Raw genomic sequence first — 19,091 nt, 5'->3', positions numbered from 1 at the left:
AAAAGTCTATACAAATTAAAAGTTAAGATCATTAGTATTTCTTAATCAATTTTTTTAACAATATAAAGCCCGTGATTACTATATCCCAATAACGATTCATCATCACATGAAGCTAAATGATAGTTTTTAAATATATCAAACTCTTTTTCTGAAAAACTATTAACTTTTTCACTAAATAATCTTCCTATCCCATCTGTAGCAAGATTAGATATCTTTCTAAATCCAATTTTATCTACAAGCTTCTCTATCTCTTTTGGAGTAAAGTAATTTGATTCAACCCAAAAGTTACCTTCATCCTCTGATTTCATTATCCCGCTAGTAAGCGTTTTTTCTATAAAACTTTCTTTTAAATAGTTATTATTTAGCATAGTGTTTGCGAGTATATAATGCTTATTTATATAAGCTATTGCTAAAATTCCATCTTTTTTTAAAATTCGTCTTGATTCCATTATACAACTTCTCTGATCTTCTACTGACGTTAAATGATACATTGGCCCTAAACATAAAACAACATCGAAACTCTCATCAGAAAATTCTGATAAATCTATAGCACTTCCTAAATAAGTTTTTATTTTTTCACTATTTTTCTCTTTTATCTTTTGTTCTATTATTTCTACATGTTTTGGAACAATATCTAAAGCCGTTACCTCATGTCCTTTGTCATTATAATAAAAACTATAATTTCCTGTTCCAGCTCCTAATTCTATAATTTTATCCCCTGACTTAATAATTGAGTTAAGCTTTTCAATAGTTGTTATAAACTCTAGTTTATTCACATTTGATTTAAAAAGTCTTTTATCCTCATCATACTCTTCATAATACTTTAAAATGCTATTCATATACTCTCCCCTTTATATAAATATTTTTTCTTGCGGTATTATAAAAATAGAGATAAGTTAATCACTACTTATCTCTACTTTTATTCTTTTTTCAATTAGCATATCACATTCTTTTAAAATTTTATACTCTTTATATTAAAATAAATTCTTATAAATAAAAAGAGAAACCTTAGTTTTCTTTTTATTAATTATGATATTTATAAAAATTTTCAGGTCTTCCAACTTCACCATAAGATGTGTTAACAGTTAGTTTATTTATAGAAACCAAATATTTTAGATATTTATTTAGAGTTACAGTACTTATATTAAGCTCTTCAGAAAGTTTATTAGCATTCCACCATTTTTTTCTGTTTTCACTTAAAAATAACTCGATTTTTTCTAAAGTTTTTTCATTTATTCCTTTTGGAAATTCTGTTTGAGTGGAGTCAAAAGAGAAATATTCATCACACTCTTCTTGATCCATAGTAGTTTTTATAAGTAGCTCATTTTTCTTTAAAAACTTACCAATAGCTGTATCTAATCTAGCTTGATTATACGGTTTAATTAAAAAATCTATAGCTCCAAAAGCAACAGCTTCTTTGATTTTATTAGATTCGTTTAAAGCTGTAATAAAAATAATATCTGTTAAGATTCCTTTAGATCTAATTTTTTTTAAAATCTCAATCCCATTACTTTCCTCTAAATAAACATCACATAAAATCAAATCTACAAAATTTTTTTCAAGAATTTCAAAAACTTCCTCTTCGTTCTTTGCTATGTTAACAACTTCTAAGTTACTATATTTCTCTAAAAAAATACTATTTATAGATGCAACCATAGGATCATCTTCAACAATTAATACTTTATACATCTTTATTCTCCTTATTCAATATGATTGTAAAATATTTTCCATAATCAACCTCTTCTAAAAGAAACTGTCCATTATAAAGTTCAATTTTAGATTTTACAAGAGCTAATCCAATACCTCGATTTGTTCCTTTAGAAGAAACATATCTTTCAAACATTTTATTTTTTATATTAGGATCAACTTTTAAACCATTATCAAAAACTGTAATTTGAATAGAATCATTGTCTTCTAATAAAAGAAGCTCAATTTTTTTATCATCAATTTTAATTTTCTCCAAAGCTTCAATTGCATTTTCTAAAAGATTAGATACAATAGTTATAATATCAAGTGAGGTAATGAAACCGTGCTCTTTAAATAAAATAGAATCTTGATCAATTGTAAAATTGATACCTTTTTCTTTTATAACACTAAACTTTCCGATTAAAATTCCTAATATATAATAATCAGAAATATTAGCAATTTCAGTTAATATCTTCATGCTACTATTCTCTAAATTTTTCATATATTCTTGAACTAAGTCATATTTTTTTAATTGGATTAATCCAGAAATAACTTGAAGTTGATTTTTAAATTCATGGTTATTTTCTCTAAATCCAGTAATTACATTATTTATACTTGTGAGTTCTTTTGCTAAATTTATAATTTCTAGATGTTTATAGAAGGTTATAATAACTCCTAAGTGATTTTCATCCTCTAAAAGATGTATTATACTAACAAAAACTTTTTCATGACCTATTTTTATCTCTTTGAAATAAACATTTTTTTTCTCATAGAAAATGTCATAAAATCTTTTTATAAAAAGCTGAATATCAAACTCATGAAGAATTTCAAAAACTTTTTTATTGATATTTATTATCTCTAAAGATGAATTTAAAACAACCACTCCTTCATGAATATTGTCAATAATAGCGGCTTGTTGTTGTACAAGACTTTTCGTATTTACATAAAGATTTGTAATCTCTTCAGGCTCTAAGTTAAGCATCTCTTTTTTTATTTTTTTTGCAAAAACTCTAGAACTTATAAAAATAAAACTAGAGCTTACAAAAGCAAGAAGTAAAATCTTTAATAAAATAAGAAAAATAGTATGTCTAAAAATATTAAAGAGCTTTCCAACCATGACAAAACCTATGATTTCTTTATTTCTAATTATAGGTTCAAATCTTCTATATGTTAAACCTTGAGATCCTTTAGTTATTATAAAGTATCCCTTTTTATTTTTAAAAACCTCTTCACTATCTTTAGTTCCAAATATTTCTCCAATTTTACTTGTATCAAGATGACTAAAACGACGTTTATTTTTATCAGCTATAACTACAATATCAACATCTTGATTATTATCAACAAATATCTCTGCATATTTTTGTAGATTAAAATTTCCATTAATTATAGAATCTTTTACAAATTTAGTATTGGAAATTTCAAGAGCTACTTCACTTAAACTTCTTTTTACTTTGCTAGTTTCATTATTAATCTCTGTATAAGTTATTATTCCTATAAGTAATATTAGCAAAGGAGAGGTTATTAAAATAGATAATTTAATAACTCTTTGCTCAAAACGGCTTTTCATTTATACCTCCGCAAAATAATTGTACTATTTTTTACCTTATATTTTAACTCATATATATAAATCTTTCTAGTAAATTTTGTTTCTAAAAAAGGAAGTGATAGATAAGCATTGAAAAAATTACAAAATGATTTTATTTAAGAGAATATTTAATGAAAATTTTATGGAGGATTAAGATGGAAATATTAGATTTAATTAAAAAAGCTCGTTCTCACAGAAGCTTCAAAAATATTAGTGTTCCAATGGATGATTTAATGAGAGTTATTGAAGGAGCCCACTTTTCATCAGCTGGTGCTAACAAACAATTTCTAAGATATGTTTTAGTAAATGATAAAGATATATGTTCTCGGCTTTTTAAAGATGTTGTTTGGGCTAGTCAAATAGAATGGAAACCTACTGAAGATGAAGCTCCAGGGGGATATATAGTTATATTTACAGATAACCCTCCTAAATTACCACTAAATTTTATATATGCGGATTGTGGTATAGCTCTTCAAAATATGAAATTAATAGCAACATCATTAGGATATGGAGTTAACTTCATGGAGCCTGTAAAAAAAGATGATATTTTAGAAACACTAAATATTTCAAAGGAGTATATTCCACTTTTTGTAATGCCGATAGGAGTCCCTACAGATGAGGTTGTTTTAACAGTAGTTGAAAATGAAAATATGAAGTATTGGAGAGAAAATTTAGAAAATCATAATTACAAGCATTTTGTGCCTAAATTATCTCTTGATCAACTTATAATTAAGAAAATTTAAAAAAATAAAAGACGCTAAAATTTAAAATTCTAGCGTCTAATAATAAAAATATTATTTATATTTTATTTTAAGCCTTAAAATAATTCCTGCTAAAGATAATGTAACTAAATTTGCCATAATAAGAGGTATATCATTTTTAATAAAACCATATACTAACCAACCAAAAACTCCAAGAGTAAACATAGAATACATTATTAAAGAAATTCCACTTGTATCCTTTGTCTTTATAGTTTTTATAGCTTGTGGTAAAAATGATAATGTTGTTAAAAGTGCAGCACAATATCCAATTGTATCTATAATATTTTCCATATAATTAATCTCCTTGAATTGCTGTTAACTTTATTAAACAACTCTTAAAATCTCCGACTAAACTATCAAAATCTCCTTCTATTTGTATGTTCCCTAAATCATTAAAAGATGGTTCTTTAAATATAAGTCCACTATTTCCTAATTCGTCACCATAATATGTCTTTCCTTGAATTTGTAAACTTTCAATAGAGTATAATTTATTTTCATCTAGTCCCTTAACTTTTAAAGATTCGTATCCTGAATTAGGTACCGATAGAATTTTATATTTTGCAACAATTGCTTCTGTTTTATCTCGATTTACAACCATCCAAGCAGCATCATTTAGTTTATCTTCAAAAGGAGATATTAATCTATAGAAATCACCATATTGAATTAACTTTCTATTTATTTTAAAGAATTCTATTTGTTTTTTTACAATCTCTTTTTCATAATCAGAGATTTTATTTAAATCTAGTTCATATCCAAAAGCACCAAAGAAAGCTACATTACCACGAGTTTTTATAGAAGTCATTCTATTTGTTTGATGATTTGGAACTGCTGAAACATGAGCTCCCATAGATGATATTGGATAACATAATGATGATCCATATTGAATTTTAATTCTTTCCACTGCATCTGTGTCATCGCTTGTCCATGCTTGTGGCATATAATAAAGCATTCCAGAGTCAAATCTATTTCCTCCACTTGCACAAGATTCAAATAATATTTCAGGAAATTCTGAAGTTAACTTTTCCAACAACTCGTATAATCCTAAAATATATCTATGGAAAACCTCTCCTTGATTTTGAGAATCTAAAACTTCTGACCAAACTTCAGTCATTGGTCTATTCATATCCCATTTTATATAAGATATTTTAGAATTTTTTAAAATTTTAGAAATTTTTTCATAAAGATAATTACGAACGTCTTCTCTTCCTAAATCTAAGGTATGTTGATTTCTACTTGGAGTATTAACTCTTTTAGGAGCTTGTAGTATCCAATTTGGATGATTTCTATAAAGTTCACTATCTTTATTAACCATTTCTGGTTCAAACCAAAGTCCAAATTTAATTCCCATTGCTTCGACTTTTTTAGATAATCCTTCCACTCCACTTGGAATTTTTTCTAAATTACTCCACCAATCACCAAGACCAGCTTTATCATGATTTCTTGCACCAAACCAGCCATCATCTAAAACAAATAACTCAACACCTAATTCTTTTGCTTTACTAGCTATATCTAAAATTTTATCTTCATTAAAATCAAAATATGTAGCTTCCCAGTTGTTTAAAAGAATTGGCCTAACTTGATCTCTCCAAACACCTCTTGCTAATCTTTCTCTATAAAGTCTGTGATAATTTAAACTTAGGCCATTCATTCCAGAACTAGAATATACCATTATCACTTCTGGACTTTGAAACTCATCATCCTTTAATAAAGTCCATTGAAAATTAAAAGGATTTATACCAATGGATACTCTTAATTTGTTATAATGATTTTTCTCTACAACCTCAATGTGATTTCCACTGTAAACTAAATTAAATCCATAAACTTCTCCACTGAATTCAGTTGTCTCTTTTCTTTTTAAAGCTATAAATGGATTACTATTTACACTGCTTGTTCCTCTTTTACTATCTATTACAAACTTATTTTGATTTATCTCTGTTATTTCAATATGTCTTTCTCTTGCCCAAGCTCCAGACAAATGAACTATTTGAAAATTTGGTTCTTTAAAATCAATAGAAGCACTTAAAAATCTTTCTAAAACAAGTTTTTCATCAGAGTTATTTTTTATATGAGCATTTCTAGAAATTACATCATAATCTCTAAAAATAGTGTAGCTTAAAGTTAATACTGCTCCTATCGTTTCATCTTTTAAATAAATCTTTAAAGTTTTAGCTTCATCTTCACTTTCAACGTAAGTATTTGGAAGATTTTTTAGATTTTCTTTACCTTCTATAACTTCATACGAATCATATATAAAATTTGTAACTCTACTTCCATTTTCTTGTAAAACAACTATTGCGGGCTCTCTATAATCACCATTTCCATAACTTGGATATTCTTGTGGCAAAATATCTTTACAAAATCCTCTTCTATGTTCCAAACAATTTGGAGTTACAGGCACTTCTGCTGCAGTCACTTGGATTATATGTTCATAAGAATTTCTAGGTATAAGTTTCTTTCCAAAATATATATGTCCCAAGGTTCCATCTTCTAAAACTTTAAGTATATAACTAATATTATTATTATATAGATGAAACTCTAAATTATTTTTATTTACTAATATGTTCATTTAATCTTACTCCTCCTAAGCTTCTGCTCTTTTTTCTATTTTTGATTTTTGTCTATATTTTCTAATAGATATAACTAATAATGCTGTAATAGTCCATAATAAACCTAAACCTTTTTGTAATCCTTGAAAATTTAAACTTGCTAATCCAAGTTTTGAAAAAATTACATAAAATGATAACATTACAGCTATTATTATTACTCCAGCTTCATATTGATATTCCCAAGGTGTAATTTCTACTACATTTTTATTTACTAAAACATATGGAGTCTCTCTTGGTTTTATTTTTCCAATAACTAACATAATCCCACAACTTATAATAAATAATATTGTTAATTGATGTAAGAAATGTAATTCAGGTTTTATTATAAGCTGTAATACCGCGTACGATGATACGAAAAATACTAATGATACTTTTGCTGCTATTGCAGGAACATATTTTGTCATATAACCGATAAATATAATTGTAAAGATTGGTACATTAAAGAATCCGTTAACAATTTGTAAATATTGAAATAACCCTTGAGGTGCATTCATAATCATCGGAGCTATTAACATAGAAATTAACGCAATAATACTTCCAAATACTTTTCCTTTTGACACTATTTCAGCATCTGTTTTATTTTTCCCAAAAACTGGTTTATAAACATTTAAACAAAATAATGTAGATGCACTGTTTAAAACACTATTATAAGTACTTAAAACTGCTCCAAACATAACTGCTGCAAAAAATCCTACAAAATATTTAGGCATTAAATCTTTTATCAAATGAGAGTAAACTAAATCAGGTGCTGCATAATTTTCTCCATACATATGGAAAGCTATAATGCCTGGAACGATTACTATAAGTGGTGTAAAAATTTTTAATAATCCTGCTAACATAACTCCCTTTTGTCCCTCTTTTAAATTTTTAGCACCCAATGCTCTTTGAATAATTCCTTGATCAGTTCCCCAATAGTAAAGATTAACTAAAAGCATACCTGTAAAAAGAGTTGTAAATGGAACTGGATCGGAACTAGATCCAATAGCATCAAATTTTTCTGGATGAGCTACAACTAAATCTCCTATTCCTTTTAAAACAGAACCATCTCCAATATATTTAAATCCAAAATATGGAACAGATAATCCCCCAATTATAAGTCCAATTCCATTTAGAGTATCTGAAAAGGCAACTGCTTTCAATCCTCCAAAAATAGCGTAGATTGCACCAATAACTCCTATTGCCCATACTGTTATCCAGATTCCAGTACCATAAGAAACACCCAAAATTCCTGAAATATCAAAAAGTTGACTCATTACCAAAGCTCCTGCATAAAGTGTAGGTGGTAATCCATTTAAAACATAACTAATTAAAAATAAATATGTTACAAACTTTTTAACTCCTGGATCAAAACGATCCTCTAAAAATTCAGGAATTGTAGTTAATCCTCCTTTTAAATATCTTGGAACTAAAAACATAGCAACTAATACTAGAGTAATTCCAGATCCAACTTCCCATCCCATAACTGACATATTATGTGTATAAGACTGTGCACTCATACCTGCAAAATTTGCTGGACTTAAGTTAGTTAGCATTAACGACCCTGCTATAAATCCTGCTGTCAAACTTCTTCCTCCTAAAAAATAACCATCGTTAGTATCTAGAGTTTCTCCTTTAGTTTTATAGTAAGTTATAACTGCAACTAAAGCAGTAAAAAAAATAAAAGATAAAAACATTAACATAAAACAACACTCCCCTTTACTTTATTTTAAAAAATTTTAATCTTCGAAATAATCACTCATATTTTCAACTAATTTTGTTTTTGTATATTCAACTGTACTTGTTATTGAATCTGAAATTAAAAACTCTATACTTTTTTTAGCTGTATCTTTTAACATTGGAGAAACCGTTTTTAGTCCCATTGGAACTGTATATTTTAAATTGTCAAAACCCCAAATTTCTAACTTTTTGTAATCTATCTTCTCTTCGCTTAAAGCTCTAACAACTCCAAAGAGCATATTATCTGAAGCTGAAAAAATCGAATCAAACTCTATTTTGTTTTTTAAAACCTTTTTCATATTTTTATAAGCTTTTTCTTTTGAATAATCAGATTCATATATTAAATTTCTATCTACAATAATAGACTTATTGTTTAATGTATCTATGTACGCTCGTTCTCTTTCTACCCCTGAAAGTTTTTTCATATCTCCTGAAAAAAATAAAACTTTATTATTATTTTTATTTAAAATTTTCTCCATAGCTGCTGCTGCTCCACCATAATCATCCGTATTTATATATAGTGTTTGCTTTGCTTTGCTATTTAATTTTGTATCATAATCTACTACCACTACCTTGTATTCACTTTCAATCATTTTTTCTAAAAATAAATTATTCTTTAAAAAACCAATAAATATTCCACTACAAACATTCCCATTTTTAAAAAATGTTTCTATTCTTTTTTCATCATTAGAATCCTTAATATAATCAACCAAAATTTGATGATTTTTTAAGAACGCCTCTTTAACAACTGTATCTGTAAAATTCATAAAATATGCGGTATCCATGGCTGTAGTTCTATTTATCATATTTGGTTCATATATAAAAATACCAATAACTTTATTTTTTTTTCCTGCTAACGTTTGAGCATTTAGATTTGGAATATAATTATACTCATCTATTATTTTTAAAATTTTTTCTCTATTTTTTTTACTTACATTTGGATGATTATTTAAAACTCTTGAAACAGTACTTCTTGAAACTCCTGCTATTTCAGCAATTTTTATGCTATCTATTTTCAATTAAATTCTCCTTTAAAAATTGGACAGCTGTCCAAAACTTGATTAAAAAAATATTATGTTCGTATTATATATTATTTCTATAAAAATAAAACATTTTTATAGAAATAATTTAAAAAGTTTTTTAACTTAAGTAAAAAAAGATTTTATTTACAAGCTATATCAATTTTCATATCTTTATAATAATATTCAAAATCATTTTCATCAATAGGTCTTAAAACTTTACATGGATTTCCTACGGCTACAACATTAGAAGGAATATCTTTAGTTACAATACTTCCTGCTCCAATAACTGAATTATCTCCAATGGTAACTCCAGGTAATACAATTACTCCTGCTCCAAGCCAAACGTTATTACCGATAGTTATTGGAAGATTATATTGAGCTTGTTGACTTCTTAGCATTGGGTGAATTGGATGAGTTCCTGTACACAAAGTTACATTTGGAGCAAATAACACATTATCTCCAACATGAATAGGACAATCATCAACTAAAGTTAAACCAAAATTAGCATAAACACTTTTTCCAAAATGAACAAATTTTCCTCCCCAGTTAGCATGAAAAGGTGTTTCTATATAACAATTTTCTCCAATTGATCCAAACATCTTTTTAAGTAACTCTTGCTTTTTATTTTGCTCGCTTGGACGAATATTATTGTAATCAAATAATCTATCCAATTGTTCCATTTGTTCTTTAGCTAAGCTTGGATCATCACAGAAATATAATTTTTTTGCATTCATTCTCAATTTAATCTCTTCAAGTTTCATTTTAATTTCCTCCACATTTTTAATTTTACCAATATAAATTTTTTATAAAAATTTATATATTAGGATTATACTATAAAACTTTATATAAAAAAAGAGAGTTTTCACTCTCTATATGTTTTATTTTTAATAAAAATATTTATTTTCAAAACTTTTCAATTTATTTTTAACCGTTTTCAAACTTTCTAAAAATCTATTTTTTCTATTTATATGATAAATAGCTTGCCTTTTCCACGGGTCAACTTCAAATAAATCTTTACTTAAAGAATAATAATATTCTTGGCAAAACTTTATATATTCTTTATAAAAAGTTTCTAAATTTTTTATTCCTTTATACTTTTTTAAATAAAATAACAATAGCTGTTCTTGAGGTGTCATCTTTACAATATGATATAAAAACTCCTGCTTCCCACTCATAGCTGATAAATTTTCTTCTAAAAACTTTGACAAATCTTGATAAGTTTTAAAAGTATGTATAAACTTATCAAATTCTCTAAACTTATTATAATCCCATTTTAAATCTTTACTCATCTTTCTCACTCCCTTGAACGTAGAGAAGAAGACAAAAAAATCTACTGGATATATGATCCTTTAGATTTTTTTACACACTTGTCCACTCCTAACAATTTTGTGTAGTTTTTAGGTAAGTCTCCTGACTTAGAATCACTTTACTCCTATCCTTCCCAGATTTTATTCCAGTGGTTATATAGTTTCATCCTCATTACAGTAGCGGAGGCTGTGTAGGATTTACACCTACTTCCTTGTTATGCCTAAGCACCTAAAAACTTTTATTTAGTTTTATAATAATTGTATATCGTATTTTGAATTATTTGTCAATCAAATTTAGTTAAACTTCTATATTTCTTCCTTCTGCTATGACAAATTTTGGTGATGTTACTGATACAAAAGGTTTTCTTTTCCAGACTACAATATCTGCAACTTTCCCCTCTTCTAAAGATCCATATTTTTCATCAATTTTCATAACTTTAGCTCCGTTTATAGTAACAGCTTCTAATGCTTTCCATTCGTCCATTCCGTTTTCTATAGCTAATCCTACACATATAGGGAGATACTCTAAAGGAATTACTGGAGCGTCTGTCGTTATACAAATATCTCTTTTTTCACTTACAAGTGCCACATTTTTAAAAGATTTTCCTTTTAATTCAATTTTTCCACGAGCCCCCAAAGATGGTCCCATTATTAAAGGATACTTTTCGTTTAAAACATCATCTAAAATATCTGTTATACACGTACAATGATCCAAAGTCATATCTAAATTAAACTCTTTTGCTATTCTTATAGCGGTTAAAATATCATCTCCTCTATGAACATGAGCTTTTAAAGGAATCTCTCTATTTATTACAGGCAACATAGCCTCTAACTTTGCATCATATTTTCTATTATGATTGTTTCTATACTCAAAAGTTTTTTCAATTGTCTCTCTTAACAGTGCTGCAATTCCCATACGAGTTATTGGAGTTTTACTTTTTGAATTATAATTCTTTTTAGGATTTTCACCGAAAGCGACTTTCATAGCTAATGGAAATTTTATAATCATCTTATCAACTGATGTTCCATGTGTTTTTATACAAGAATACTGTCCCCCTATAACGTTAGTTGACCCAGGTCCACTACCTACAACAGTTATTCCAGCTTGTAATGCCTCTACAAATGTTATGTCCTGAGGATTAATTCCATCTATAGCTCTCATATTTGGAGTAATTGGATCATTTTTTTCATTGTGGTCAATCCCTTCAAATCCTTGGCTGTCACCCTTCATTCCTAAATGAGTATGAGCATCTATCAACCCTGATGTTACATACAATCCTTCAGCATCTATAACCTCTTCATATTCTAAATCTTCAATTTCTTTTTCAGATAATATCTTTTGAATTATTCCATTTTCATAATAAATATTAGATAATTTATAACTTTTTGTTTTATAATCCATTATTAATGCATTTTTTAGTAATTTCATAATTTCCCCCTAGTATTTTATATTATAAATTTAAATTAAATCCTGGACCAATTGGTAATCCTAAGAAATACCAAATTACCATCAATGAAATTAAAGAAGCTAAAATAACTATTGAATAAGGAAGTGTTAAAGCAAAAATTGTTCCAAAACCTGCTTCTCCCTCTTCTTTTGTATTTGGTATTTTTCCTTCTGCTTGGTATTGGGCTAAAAGACCTAAAATTACAGGAATTGATGAGTGTAATGGAGATATAATATTAGTTGATGAATCTCCTATTCTAAAAGCCAATTGTGCATAAGCCGGTGATATATTTAATAAAGTAAACATTGGTACTACCATTGGAGCTAATAAAATCCATTTTGTTGATCCTGACGTCATCATTGGATTTATCAATGTTGTTATTAATACAACTAAAAGTAGTAATGGTAATGGTCCTACATTAGCTTCCTTTAAAATAAATGAACCTTTAACTGCAAAAATTCTAAATATATTTGACTTATTTAATAAATATATAAATATTGATGAAGATAATAAAGTTACCATTAAAGGAACTGCTTGAGTTAGTCCAGCTTGTAGTAGCTTTGGAATATCTCTTGTTGTCTTTATTTTTCCTTCTCCGACACCATAAGAGATTCCTATAACAGAAAACATTACAAAAATTATTGGTACGATAGAAAATAATAGAGGAGACTTTGGTAAGAATCCACCATCATTATTTCTAAAAAATGCATTTTCAGGATAACATAATGATAAAAATATAGCTAAAAAAACTAAAAATCCATAAAAAGCAAACTTTAATCCTCTCTCTTCTTTTGAAGTTAACTTATAACTTTTTAATAATTCTGTATTATTTCCTAAATCCGTATCTCCTACAGTTTTTACAACAAATTTTTCTGTAAAAATAGTTAATGTTATTGTTAAAATAATTGTTGCTGCTGCCATAAAATAATAGTTACATAATGGATTTATTGCTAAATTTACTCCTACTGCTGCTGCTGCCTGTTCTGTTATTCCTGCTAATAGTGCATCTGTACCTGCGACAAACATATTTGCAGTAAATCCACCACTGCATGCTGCAAATCCAGCTATTATTCCAATCTTAGGATTTCTTCCTAAAGCTGCAAATAATACTCCTCCTATTGTAAAAGCAAATATTGTTCCTGCATCTGACATAATATTTGCATTAACTGCAGTAAATATTAAAGCTCCTGTTATAATACTTCTAGGAGCATTTAATAGATATTTTCTCATTAAAGCTGTAAAAAAACCTGTTTTTTCTACTAATCCTATTGCCATCATCATTAAAACTACTATTTTTAATGATGGAAAATTTACATATATTGTTGGAATTTCTTGAACTAAAGTTCTCATATTTTTGAATGTTAATAAATTTTCAACTATTATCGTCACATCTTTTCCAACTTCCCCTACGGTCTTAGCACTTTCAAAATATGTAACTCCAAAACCTAGCTTATTTAAGCTAAAAGAAACAAATAAAGTTATTATTGAAAATATCCCAAATAAAATAAATGGATGTGGAAGTTTATTTCCTGTTTTCTCTACTATTCTAATCGTTTTACTTAATATACCTATATTTGTATTTGACATTTTGTCCCCCTTAGTAAATTATATTTTGTATTTTTTATATATCAGCTATACTATCTAATATATAAGTTGGATTATAAACACTTTTACTATCTCTTTTAGCTTCTCCTGTTAAAACTAATATTGTGTCACAGCCATTAATATACCCTGAAGCGATATCAGTATATAATCTATCCCCTACTATTACTACTTCATCTTTTAGTAAATTTAAATTTCTCAGTGCATAATCAAGCATAGCTTTTTTAGGCTTTCCAAAATATTTAGGAATTTTTTTTGTACATAACTCAATTATATTGCAAATAGCTTTACAGTCTGGTAAAAATACTCCATCCTCCACAGGATAAACTAAATCTTCATTTGCTGCTAAATATTCTACATTTCTATGTAGAAGTTTACAAGCAATCTCTAACTTTTTATAGTTTAATTCAGAATCAAGTGTTACCACAACTATATCAATTTCAGAAAAATCAAACTCATCATTTTCATCAAATATTTGAATCTCTAAATCTTTACAATAATTTTTATAATCCTTTGTCCCCACCATAAATATTTTTTTATCTTTACAACTATTTTTTAAATAATCTGCTAATACTCCTCCAGCAGTTATTATCTCTTTCAATTCAGTTTCTATTCCCAGTTTTGTAAATTTTTCGATATAGCTCTTTGGATTTTTAGAGGAATTATTCGTATAAAACCCTATTTTCTTTCCACATTTTCGTAATTCCTCAATTTTTTCTTTAGCTCCTGGTATTAGAACATCCCCTAAAACTATTGTTCCGTCTATATCAAATAAGTATCCTTTATAATCTTTCATTTTTGCTCCTCTTTTGTTAAATTACTTTTAGTTGCTTTTTTATTTCTTACCATGGTTATAACTTTTCTTTCTAGTATTTTCATTACTATTAAAGTTATAACAACAATTAAAAAAGCTGCTATAGATAAAAATACAAATCCATATCCAATTGCTAATCCAATTGCTGCTGTTATCCATAAAGTAGCTGCTGTTGTTATTCCTGAAACCTTATCATTTGAATAAACTATTGCTCCTCCCCCTATAAATCCCACTCCTGTTACAACTTGAGCTGATAGTCTTGTAATATCTAATTTATAACTTTCTATGAGGTTAGGTTGGGAGGATATTAAATTTATTTGCCTTATTAACAGCTCCTCTTGTAAAAGGGCAATCGTTGTAGCTCCTAAACATACCAATATTAAGGTTACAAATCCTGCTGATTTATTTTTTAACTCTCTTTCTAATCCTATACAACCTCCAAATATTGAAGAAACTGTCAATCTAAATAATATCTCTGTCAATCCTATCCCAGTCATAATTATCCCTCATTTTATATTTATTTATTTTGATTTGCTATAAACTGAACTCCTAAATCTGGAAAATCTGTAAATACTCCTGTAGAATTAGTTTGGTTAAATATGATTTCAAACATCTCATCTATATTGTCTACATAGTTTGGTAAAGCATCTTTTCTAATTGTATACGGATGTAATTCCAATCCATTTTTTCCAATATATTCTACTAATGGAGTTACTTTTATATCTCCTTTTTTAGAATTATCTCCATCTATTAGCATATACCATGCTGGACCTATTCCATCAGCATATTTTGATACTTCTTCCACTCCCTCTGGAGTAAACATCCAATCATAATTATAGTTTACCCATTCACCTTTTTTATTTTTTTCCATAGTTTCATTCCAATCAGTATATGCAACTAACTGAACTAATTTTAAATCCATTCCCATCTCTGGCATAAGTTCATTTTTAACTCTTTTTAACTCATTAAAATCAAAAACTTGGAAATAGATGGGGTCATTCTTACTTGTATAACCATACTTTTTTAGAATTTGTAAAGTTTCTTTAGCTATATCTTTTCCCTCTTGATGATGTAACCAAGGAGCTTTAATTTCTGGATATATTCCAATTCTTTTTCCTGCTGTTTTTTCTAACCCTTGAATAAACTCTAATTCTTCTTCTAAAGTATGAATTTTAAATGTTGATTTCCATAAAGGGAATCTTCCTTCGTAAACCAATTTTTCCTCACCATTTTCCACTTTAAAATTTTCAGTCATATTTAAACCTTTTATTTCAGCTAAAGTAAAATCCATTACATAATATCTACCATCTTTTCTTGCTCTATTTGGATATTGCTTAGCAACATCTGTAAGTTGGTCTAAAAAATGATCATGTATTACAATTACTTTATTATCCTTAGTCATAGCCAAATCTTGTTCTAAATAATCTGCTCCTTGACCAAAAGCTAAAGCCTTTGATTCAAGTGTATGTTCTGGCAAATAACCACTTGCTCCTCTATGTGCTATTATAATTTTTTTATCATTTTGTGAAAAAGTCGCTAAAGATAATCCTACCATACTAAGTGCTAATAATATTTTTACGTTCATCTGACCTCCATGGATTACATTAATAGGTTTGGTATATATAGTGCTATTGTCTCCGAATAAGTTAAGATAGCTAAAACTACTAACAATGCTAAAATAAATGGTAATACCTCTTTTACAAACTCATCGAGTTTTACACCAACTATAGTACATGTTGTAAACATCATTGAGCCAAAAGGTGGTGTTATTCCTCCAATCATAATATTAACAATTAATATTACTCCAAACTGAATTGGATCTATTCCAACCTTTAAAGCTGCTGGTACTAAAAGTGGAGCAAGAATTACAAGTGCTGCCCCTCCTTCTAAAAACATTCCAACAAAAAGTAAAAGCAGGTTAACTATAAAAAGTAACATGTATCTATTATCTGTAAATCCAACTAATAGATTTGTTATCATTTGAGGAATTCTTTCTAGTGTTAAATAATATCCAAAAACTTTTGCTCCTATTATAAGAAGCATAACAGAACCTGTTCCATAAACCGTATCTTTTAAAATAATAGGCACATGCTCCCATTTTAGTTTTTTATATACAAAAACTCCAACTACAAAACAGAATAATACAGCAACTCCACCAGCTTCTGTTGGAGTAAAAAGTCCCATACGCATTCCTAAAATAATTCCAAAAGGAATTAGTAACGCCCATATAGAATCTTTAATCTGAATCAAAATCTCCTTTATTGTAGCTCTTTTATCTCTAGTTGAAGTATATCCTCTTTTCTTAGAAATTATATGCACTACAAACATAAGAGCAACTGTCATCATAATTCCAGGTGTATATCCTGCTAAAAACATTTTAGCTACTGAAACGTTGGCTATTAATGAATAGATTATCAAATTTGTTCCTGGAGGTATTACTGGACTTACCGAAGATGATGCAGCTGTAACAGCTGCTGAAAATGGTTTTGAGAAATTTCTTTTTACCATCTCTGGAACTAAGATTTTAGATTGCATAGCTGCATCAGCATTTGCAGAACCTGAAATTCCACCCATCATAGCACTTAATATTACATTAACTTGTGCTAGTCCTCCGACCATATGCCCTGTTAAAACTTCTGCCATTTTCATTAAACTAGAACTAATTCCTGAAAAGTTCATAACAGATCCAACCATTATAAAAAATGGAACTGCCAAATATGGAAATGATTCCACTGAAGTTACAAACTGTTGAATAACCATATTAACAGACATTATATTATTCTGGAATATAAAATAATATAGTGATGCTCCTATAAGAGCAAAAGCAATAGGTATATTTAAGAAAAACAGTATAAATAAAATAATAACTGGTATAAATGGTTCCATTACATCATCACATCCTCTATTTGCTGTTCAAACTCCTCTTGCTCCTCTTGCTCTTCTATTTCTAAATTATTAAAATTAATAATATCGTAAATAAAAAAATAGATAGAGTAAATTGTCATTAACCCAAAGGAAATTGGCAAAGAACTATTTATATAAACATACGATATTTCTAAAGCTGAAGTTATCTTATCAGATGAAGATGTATAGTTATAACTTAAATAAAACATAGAAGCAGATAATACTAAAAGTAGAGTATTCGTTATAACCCTTAATACTCTTCTCCCTTTTAGAGGTAGTATTTTTGTTACAGCATCTACTCCTATAAGTCCTCTTTTTCTATAACTTGCTGTTGCTCCTAAATAAACTGTCCATATAAAGCAACCAACAGAAACCTCTTCTATCCAAGAGTATTGTATTCCTAAGAAATATCTTAGGAATACATTTACTATTACAAGAATTACAGTTACGCTGATTGTTATACTTCCAAGTAATGCTTCAAACTCTATTGCCCTAAATTTTTTTAAAATATCATTACTCATGTAAGCCTCCAAACTAGCAGATTCTATTTATTTCTAATTTTATTTAATTCATCCATTATTTGATTATAGATTCCTGGTGTCCATTTTGGAAATTGGTTAAATACGTTTTCAATTGCTTTATTAAATGCAACTGCATCAACCTCATTAAATTTAACTCCAAGTTCTTCTAATTTAGTTTGGTACTCTTTCTCTAACTTCACAGTTTCATCTGTATTATAAACACTTCCGTTATAAATCTCTTCTTCAATAACTTTTCTTTGCTCATCAGTTAACTCATTCCAAACTTTATTTGAAATAGTAACAGCTGAAACTCCTAAAAGGTGATTCGTTAAAGAAACTTGCTTTCTAACCTCATATATTTTAGTTCCATAAATTGTCATTAAAGATCCCTCTAATCCATCTACAACTTTTTGTTGAATTCCACTATAAACTTCTGTAAATGGAAGTGGAGTTGGATTTGCTCCCATAGCTTCTAAAGTTAACATATAAAGTTGGCTATTTGGAACTCTAATTTTTAATCCTTTTAAATCTTCTGGAGTTTTTACCTCTTTTTCTGTTAACATACTTCTAAATCCAAATAGATAATCTAATGATAAAACTTTTATCCCTTTTTTCTCAGCTTCAGCATTTAAATTTTTAACTAAATCACTTTTAGTCATAGCTAAGTATTCATCAAAATTATTATATAACATAGGTCCAACTACTGCGTTATAATCAGGTACGTAATCTCCTAAAAAGTTTATTCCATCTACTGATATCCAGTTTGCTCCACCAACAACTTGTTCCATACTATCTTTTCCAATTGGTAGTTGTCCGCCTGTGAAAACCTGTATCTCTAAATTATCTTTTAATCTATCATTTATTTTATTAGCTACCTGATGAAAAGTTTTTGCTGTTTGCTCATCTTCAACAAACTTCATACTCATTTTAATAACCTTTTTTTGAGGAGCTTTAGCTTGTTGTACTCCATCTGTTTTCTCTTTTTCTCCTCCACATCCCACTAAAAAAATACTTAAAACCAACATTAAAACTTTTAAAAATCCCTTTTTCATTTGATCTCCTCCCAAATTAAATTTTGTTTTTTATGAAAAAAGAGCTATTCAAAAAAAGATAAAAATC

General features: G+C 27.9%; 18 protein-coding genes and 1 riboswitch. Of the genes, 1 reads left to right on the top strand and 17 read right to left on the bottom strand.

What is annotated here, in order from left to right:
• Window positions 1-41: 41 nt before the first annotated feature.
• The 3 genes from HMPREF0202_RS08830 to HMPREF0202_RS08820 all read right to left on the bottom strand — a co-directional run bounded on the left by HMPREF0202_RS08830 (window position 42) and on the right by HMPREF0202_RS08820 (window position 3,253).
• Window positions 42-839 (bottom strand): class I SAM-dependent methyltransferase, encoded by a 798-nt coding sequence (locus HMPREF0202_RS08830; protein WP_023052471.1) that lies wholly within the window; start codon window positions 837-839, stop codon window positions 42-44.
• Between the two features lie 184 nt (window positions 840-1,023).
• Window positions 1,024-1,689: a response regulator gene (locus HMPREF0202_RS08825; RefSeq protein ID WP_023052470.1), complete on the bottom strand. Its 666-nt coding sequence runs from the start codon at window positions 1,687-1,689 to the stop codon at window positions 1,024-1,026.
• Window positions 1,682-3,253: a sensor histidine kinase gene (locus HMPREF0202_RS08820; protein ID WP_023052469.1), complete on the bottom strand. Its 1,572-nt coding sequence runs from the start codon at window positions 3,251-3,253 to the stop codon at window positions 1,682-1,684. Before HMPREF0202_RS08820 ends, HMPREF0202_RS08825 begins: the two co-directional genes overlap by 8 nt.
• A 173-nt stretch (window positions 3,254-3,426) precedes the next feature.
• Here HMPREF0202_RS08820 and HMPREF0202_RS08815 point away from each other — a divergent pair, with 173 nt between their 5' ends.
• A complete protein-coding gene (locus HMPREF0202_RS08815) occupies window positions 3,427-4,014 on the top strand; it encodes a nitroreductase family protein (protein ID WP_040407020.1) in 588 nt (195 codons plus the stop codon).
• Between the two features lie 51 nt (window positions 4,015-4,065).
• Here HMPREF0202_RS08815 and HMPREF0202_RS08810 read toward each other — a convergent pair whose 3' ends face one another.
• From HMPREF0202_RS08810 to HMPREF0202_RS08745, 14 genes are all read right to left on the bottom strand, one after another.
• Window positions 4,066-4,323 (bottom strand): SemiSWEET transporter, encoded by a 258-nt coding sequence (locus HMPREF0202_RS08810; protein ID WP_023052467.1) that lies wholly within the window; start codon window positions 4,321-4,323, stop codon window positions 4,066-4,068.
• Window positions 4,324-4,327: 4 nt separating this feature from the next.
• Window positions 4,328-6,598, bottom strand: a complete 2,271-nt coding sequence (locus HMPREF0202_RS08805) for an alpha-galactosidase (RefSeq protein WP_023052466.1) — start codon at window positions 6,596-6,598, stop codon at window positions 4,328-4,330.
• 15 nt (window positions 6,599-6,613) lie between these two features.
• A complete protein-coding gene (locus HMPREF0202_RS08800; protein ID WP_023052465.1) occupies window positions 6,614-8,317 on the bottom strand; it encodes a solute:sodium symporter family transporter in 1,704 nt (567 codons plus the stop codon).
• Window positions 8,318-8,353: 36 nt separating this feature from the next.
• A complete protein-coding gene (locus HMPREF0202_RS08795; protein WP_023052464.1) occupies window positions 8,354-9,373 on the bottom strand; it encodes a LacI family DNA-binding transcriptional regulator in 1,020 nt (339 codons plus the stop codon).
• A 143-nt stretch (window positions 9,374-9,516) separates the two neighbouring features.
• Window positions 9,517-10,137 (bottom strand): sugar O-acetyltransferase, encoded by a 621-nt coding sequence (locus tag HMPREF0202_RS15630; protein WP_040407018.1) that lies wholly within the window; start codon window positions 10,135-10,137, stop codon window positions 9,517-9,519.
• A gap of 123 nt (window positions 10,138-10,260) precedes the next feature.
• Window positions 10,261-10,665 (bottom strand): hypothetical protein, encoded by a 405-nt coding sequence (locus tag HMPREF0202_RS08785; RefSeq protein WP_023052462.1) that lies wholly within the window; start codon window positions 10,663-10,665, stop codon window positions 10,261-10,263.
• Window positions 10,666-10,759: 94 nt separating this feature from the next.
• Window positions 10,760-10,931, bottom strand: a riboswitch (cobalamin riboswitch).
• 50 nt (window positions 10,932-10,981) lie between these two features.
• Window positions 10,982-12,112 carry an amidohydrolase family protein gene (locus tag HMPREF0202_RS08780; protein WP_023052461.1) on the bottom strand — a complete coding sequence of 377 codons (1,131 nt, stop codon included), beginning with the start codon at window positions 12,110-12,112 and terminating at the stop codon, window positions 10,982-10,984.
• A 22-nt stretch (window positions 12,113-12,134) separates the two neighbouring features.
• A complete protein-coding gene (locus tag HMPREF0202_RS08775; protein ID WP_023052460.1) occupies window positions 12,135-13,718 on the bottom strand; it encodes an AbgT family transporter in 1,584 nt (527 codons plus the stop codon).
• 34 nt (window positions 13,719-13,752) lie between these two features.
• Window positions 13,753-14,529: an HAD-IIA family hydrolase gene (locus tag HMPREF0202_RS08770; RefSeq protein ID WP_023052459.1), complete on the bottom strand. Its 777-nt coding sequence runs from the start codon at window positions 14,527-14,529 to the stop codon at window positions 13,753-13,755.
• Entirely contained in the window at window positions 14,526-15,044 is a 519-nt protein-coding gene (locus tag HMPREF0202_RS08765; protein WP_023052458.1) for an MgtC/SapB family protein, read from the bottom strand. Before HMPREF0202_RS08765 ends, HMPREF0202_RS08770 begins: the two co-directional genes overlap by 4 nt.
• A 20-nt stretch (window positions 15,045-15,064) precedes the next feature.
• Complete coding sequence (glpQ, locus tag HMPREF0202_RS08760) at window positions 15,065-16,132, bottom strand: glycerophosphodiester phosphodiesterase (RefSeq protein ID WP_023052457.1); 1,068 nt, start codon at window positions 16,130-16,132, stop codon at window positions 15,065-15,067.
• Window positions 16,133-16,146: 14 nt separating this feature from the next.
• Window positions 16,147-17,433, bottom strand: coding sequence for a TRAP transporter large permease (locus HMPREF0202_RS08755; RefSeq protein WP_023052456.1), 1,287 nt, complete (start codon window positions 17,431-17,433; stop codon window positions 16,147-16,149).
• A complete protein-coding gene (locus tag HMPREF0202_RS08750; protein ID WP_023052455.1) occupies window positions 17,433-17,972 on the bottom strand; it encodes a TRAP transporter small permease in 540 nt (179 codons plus the stop codon). Before HMPREF0202_RS08750 ends, HMPREF0202_RS08755 begins: the two co-directional genes overlap by 1 nt.
• 23 nt (window positions 17,973-17,995) lie before the next feature.
• Window positions 17,996-19,024 carry a C4-dicarboxylate TRAP transporter substrate-binding protein gene (locus HMPREF0202_RS08745; protein ID WP_040407016.1) on the bottom strand — a complete coding sequence of 343 codons (1,029 nt, stop codon included), beginning with the start codon at window positions 19,022-19,024 and terminating at the stop codon, window positions 17,996-17,998.
• Between the last annotated feature and the right edge of the window lie 67 nt (window positions 19,025-19,091).

Origin of the sequence: Cetobacterium somerae ATCC BAA-474 (genome assembly GCF_000479045.1) — a bacterium.
In the GTDB taxonomy this organism is placed as follows: domain Bacteria; phylum Fusobacteriota; class Fusobacteriia; order Fusobacteriales; family Fusobacteriaceae; genus Cetobacterium_A; species Cetobacterium_A somerae.
Note: the sequence above shows the minus strand (reverse complement) of the source record. Positions and strands in the feature narration are given on the sequence as shown.

What these genes read in the sequence shown, in the direction of transcription:
- HMPREF0202_RS08785 (WP_023052462.1), bottom strand. Translation starts at nt 10,665, where the DNA reads ATGAGTAAAGATTTAAAATGGGATTATAATAAGTTTAGAGAATTTGAT.
- glpQ (WP_023052457.1), bottom strand. Translation starts at nt 16,132, where the DNA reads ATGAACGTAAAAATATTATTAGCACTTAGTATGGTAGGATTATCTTTA.
- HMPREF0202_RS08800 (WP_023052465.1), bottom strand. Translation starts at nt 8,317, where the DNA reads ATGTTAATGTTTTTATCTTTTATTTTTTTTACTGCTTTAGTTGCAGTT.
- HMPREF0202_RS08820 (WP_023052469.1), bottom strand. Translation starts at nt 3,253, where the DNA reads ATGAAAAGCCGTTTTGAGCAAAGAGTTATTAAATTATCTATTTTAATA.
- HMPREF0202_RS08805 (WP_023052466.1), bottom strand. Translation starts at nt 6,598, where the DNA reads ATGAACATATTAGTAAATAAAAATAATTTAGAGTTTCATCTATATAAT.
- HMPREF0202_RS08765 (WP_023052458.1), bottom strand. Translation starts at nt 15,044, where the DNA reads ATGACTGGGATAGGATTGACAGAGATATTATTTAGATTGACAGTTTCT.
- HMPREF0202_RS08825 (WP_023052470.1), bottom strand. Translation starts at nt 1,689, where the DNA reads ATGTATAAAGTATTAATTGTTGAAGATGATCCTATGGTTGCATCTATA.
- HMPREF0202_RS08750 (WP_023052455.1), bottom strand. Translation starts at nt 17,972, where the DNA reads ATGAGTAATGATATTTTAAAAAAATTTAGGGCAATAGAGTTTGAAGCA.
- HMPREF0202_RS08830 (WP_023052471.1), bottom strand. Translation starts at nt 839, where the DNA reads ATGAATAGCATTTTAAAGTATTATGAAGAGTATGATGAGGATAAAAGA.
- HMPREF0202_RS08810 (WP_023052467.1), bottom strand. Translation starts at nt 4,323, where the DNA reads ATGGAAAATATTATAGATACAATTGGATATTGTGCTGCACTTTTAACA.
- HMPREF0202_RS08780 (WP_023052461.1), bottom strand. Translation starts at nt 12,112, where the DNA reads ATGAAATTACTAAAAAATGCATTAATAATGGATTATAAAACAAAAAGT.
- HMPREF0202_RS08770 (WP_023052459.1), bottom strand. Translation starts at nt 14,529, where the DNA reads ATGAAAGATTATAAAGGATACTTATTTGATATAGACGGAACAATAGTT.
- HMPREF0202_RS08745 (WP_040407016.1), bottom strand. Translation starts at nt 19,024, where the DNA reads ATGAAAAAGGGATTTTTAAAAGTTTTAATGTTGGTTTTAAGTATTTTT.
- HMPREF0202_RS08815 (WP_040407020.1), top strand. Translation starts at nt 3,427, where the DNA reads ATGGAAATATTAGATTTAATTAAAAAAGCTCGTTCTCACAGAAGCTTC.
- HMPREF0202_RS15630 (WP_040407018.1), bottom strand. Translation starts at nt 10,137, where the DNA reads ATGAAACTTGAAGAGATTAAATTGAGAATGAATGCAAAAAAATTATAT.
- HMPREF0202_RS08755 (WP_023052456.1), bottom strand. Translation starts at nt 17,433, where the DNA reads ATGGAACCATTTATACCAGTTATTATTTTATTTATACTGTTTTTCTTA.
- HMPREF0202_RS08775 (WP_023052460.1), bottom strand. Translation starts at nt 13,718, where the DNA reads ATGTCAAATACAAATATAGGTATATTAAGTAAAACGATTAGAATAGTA.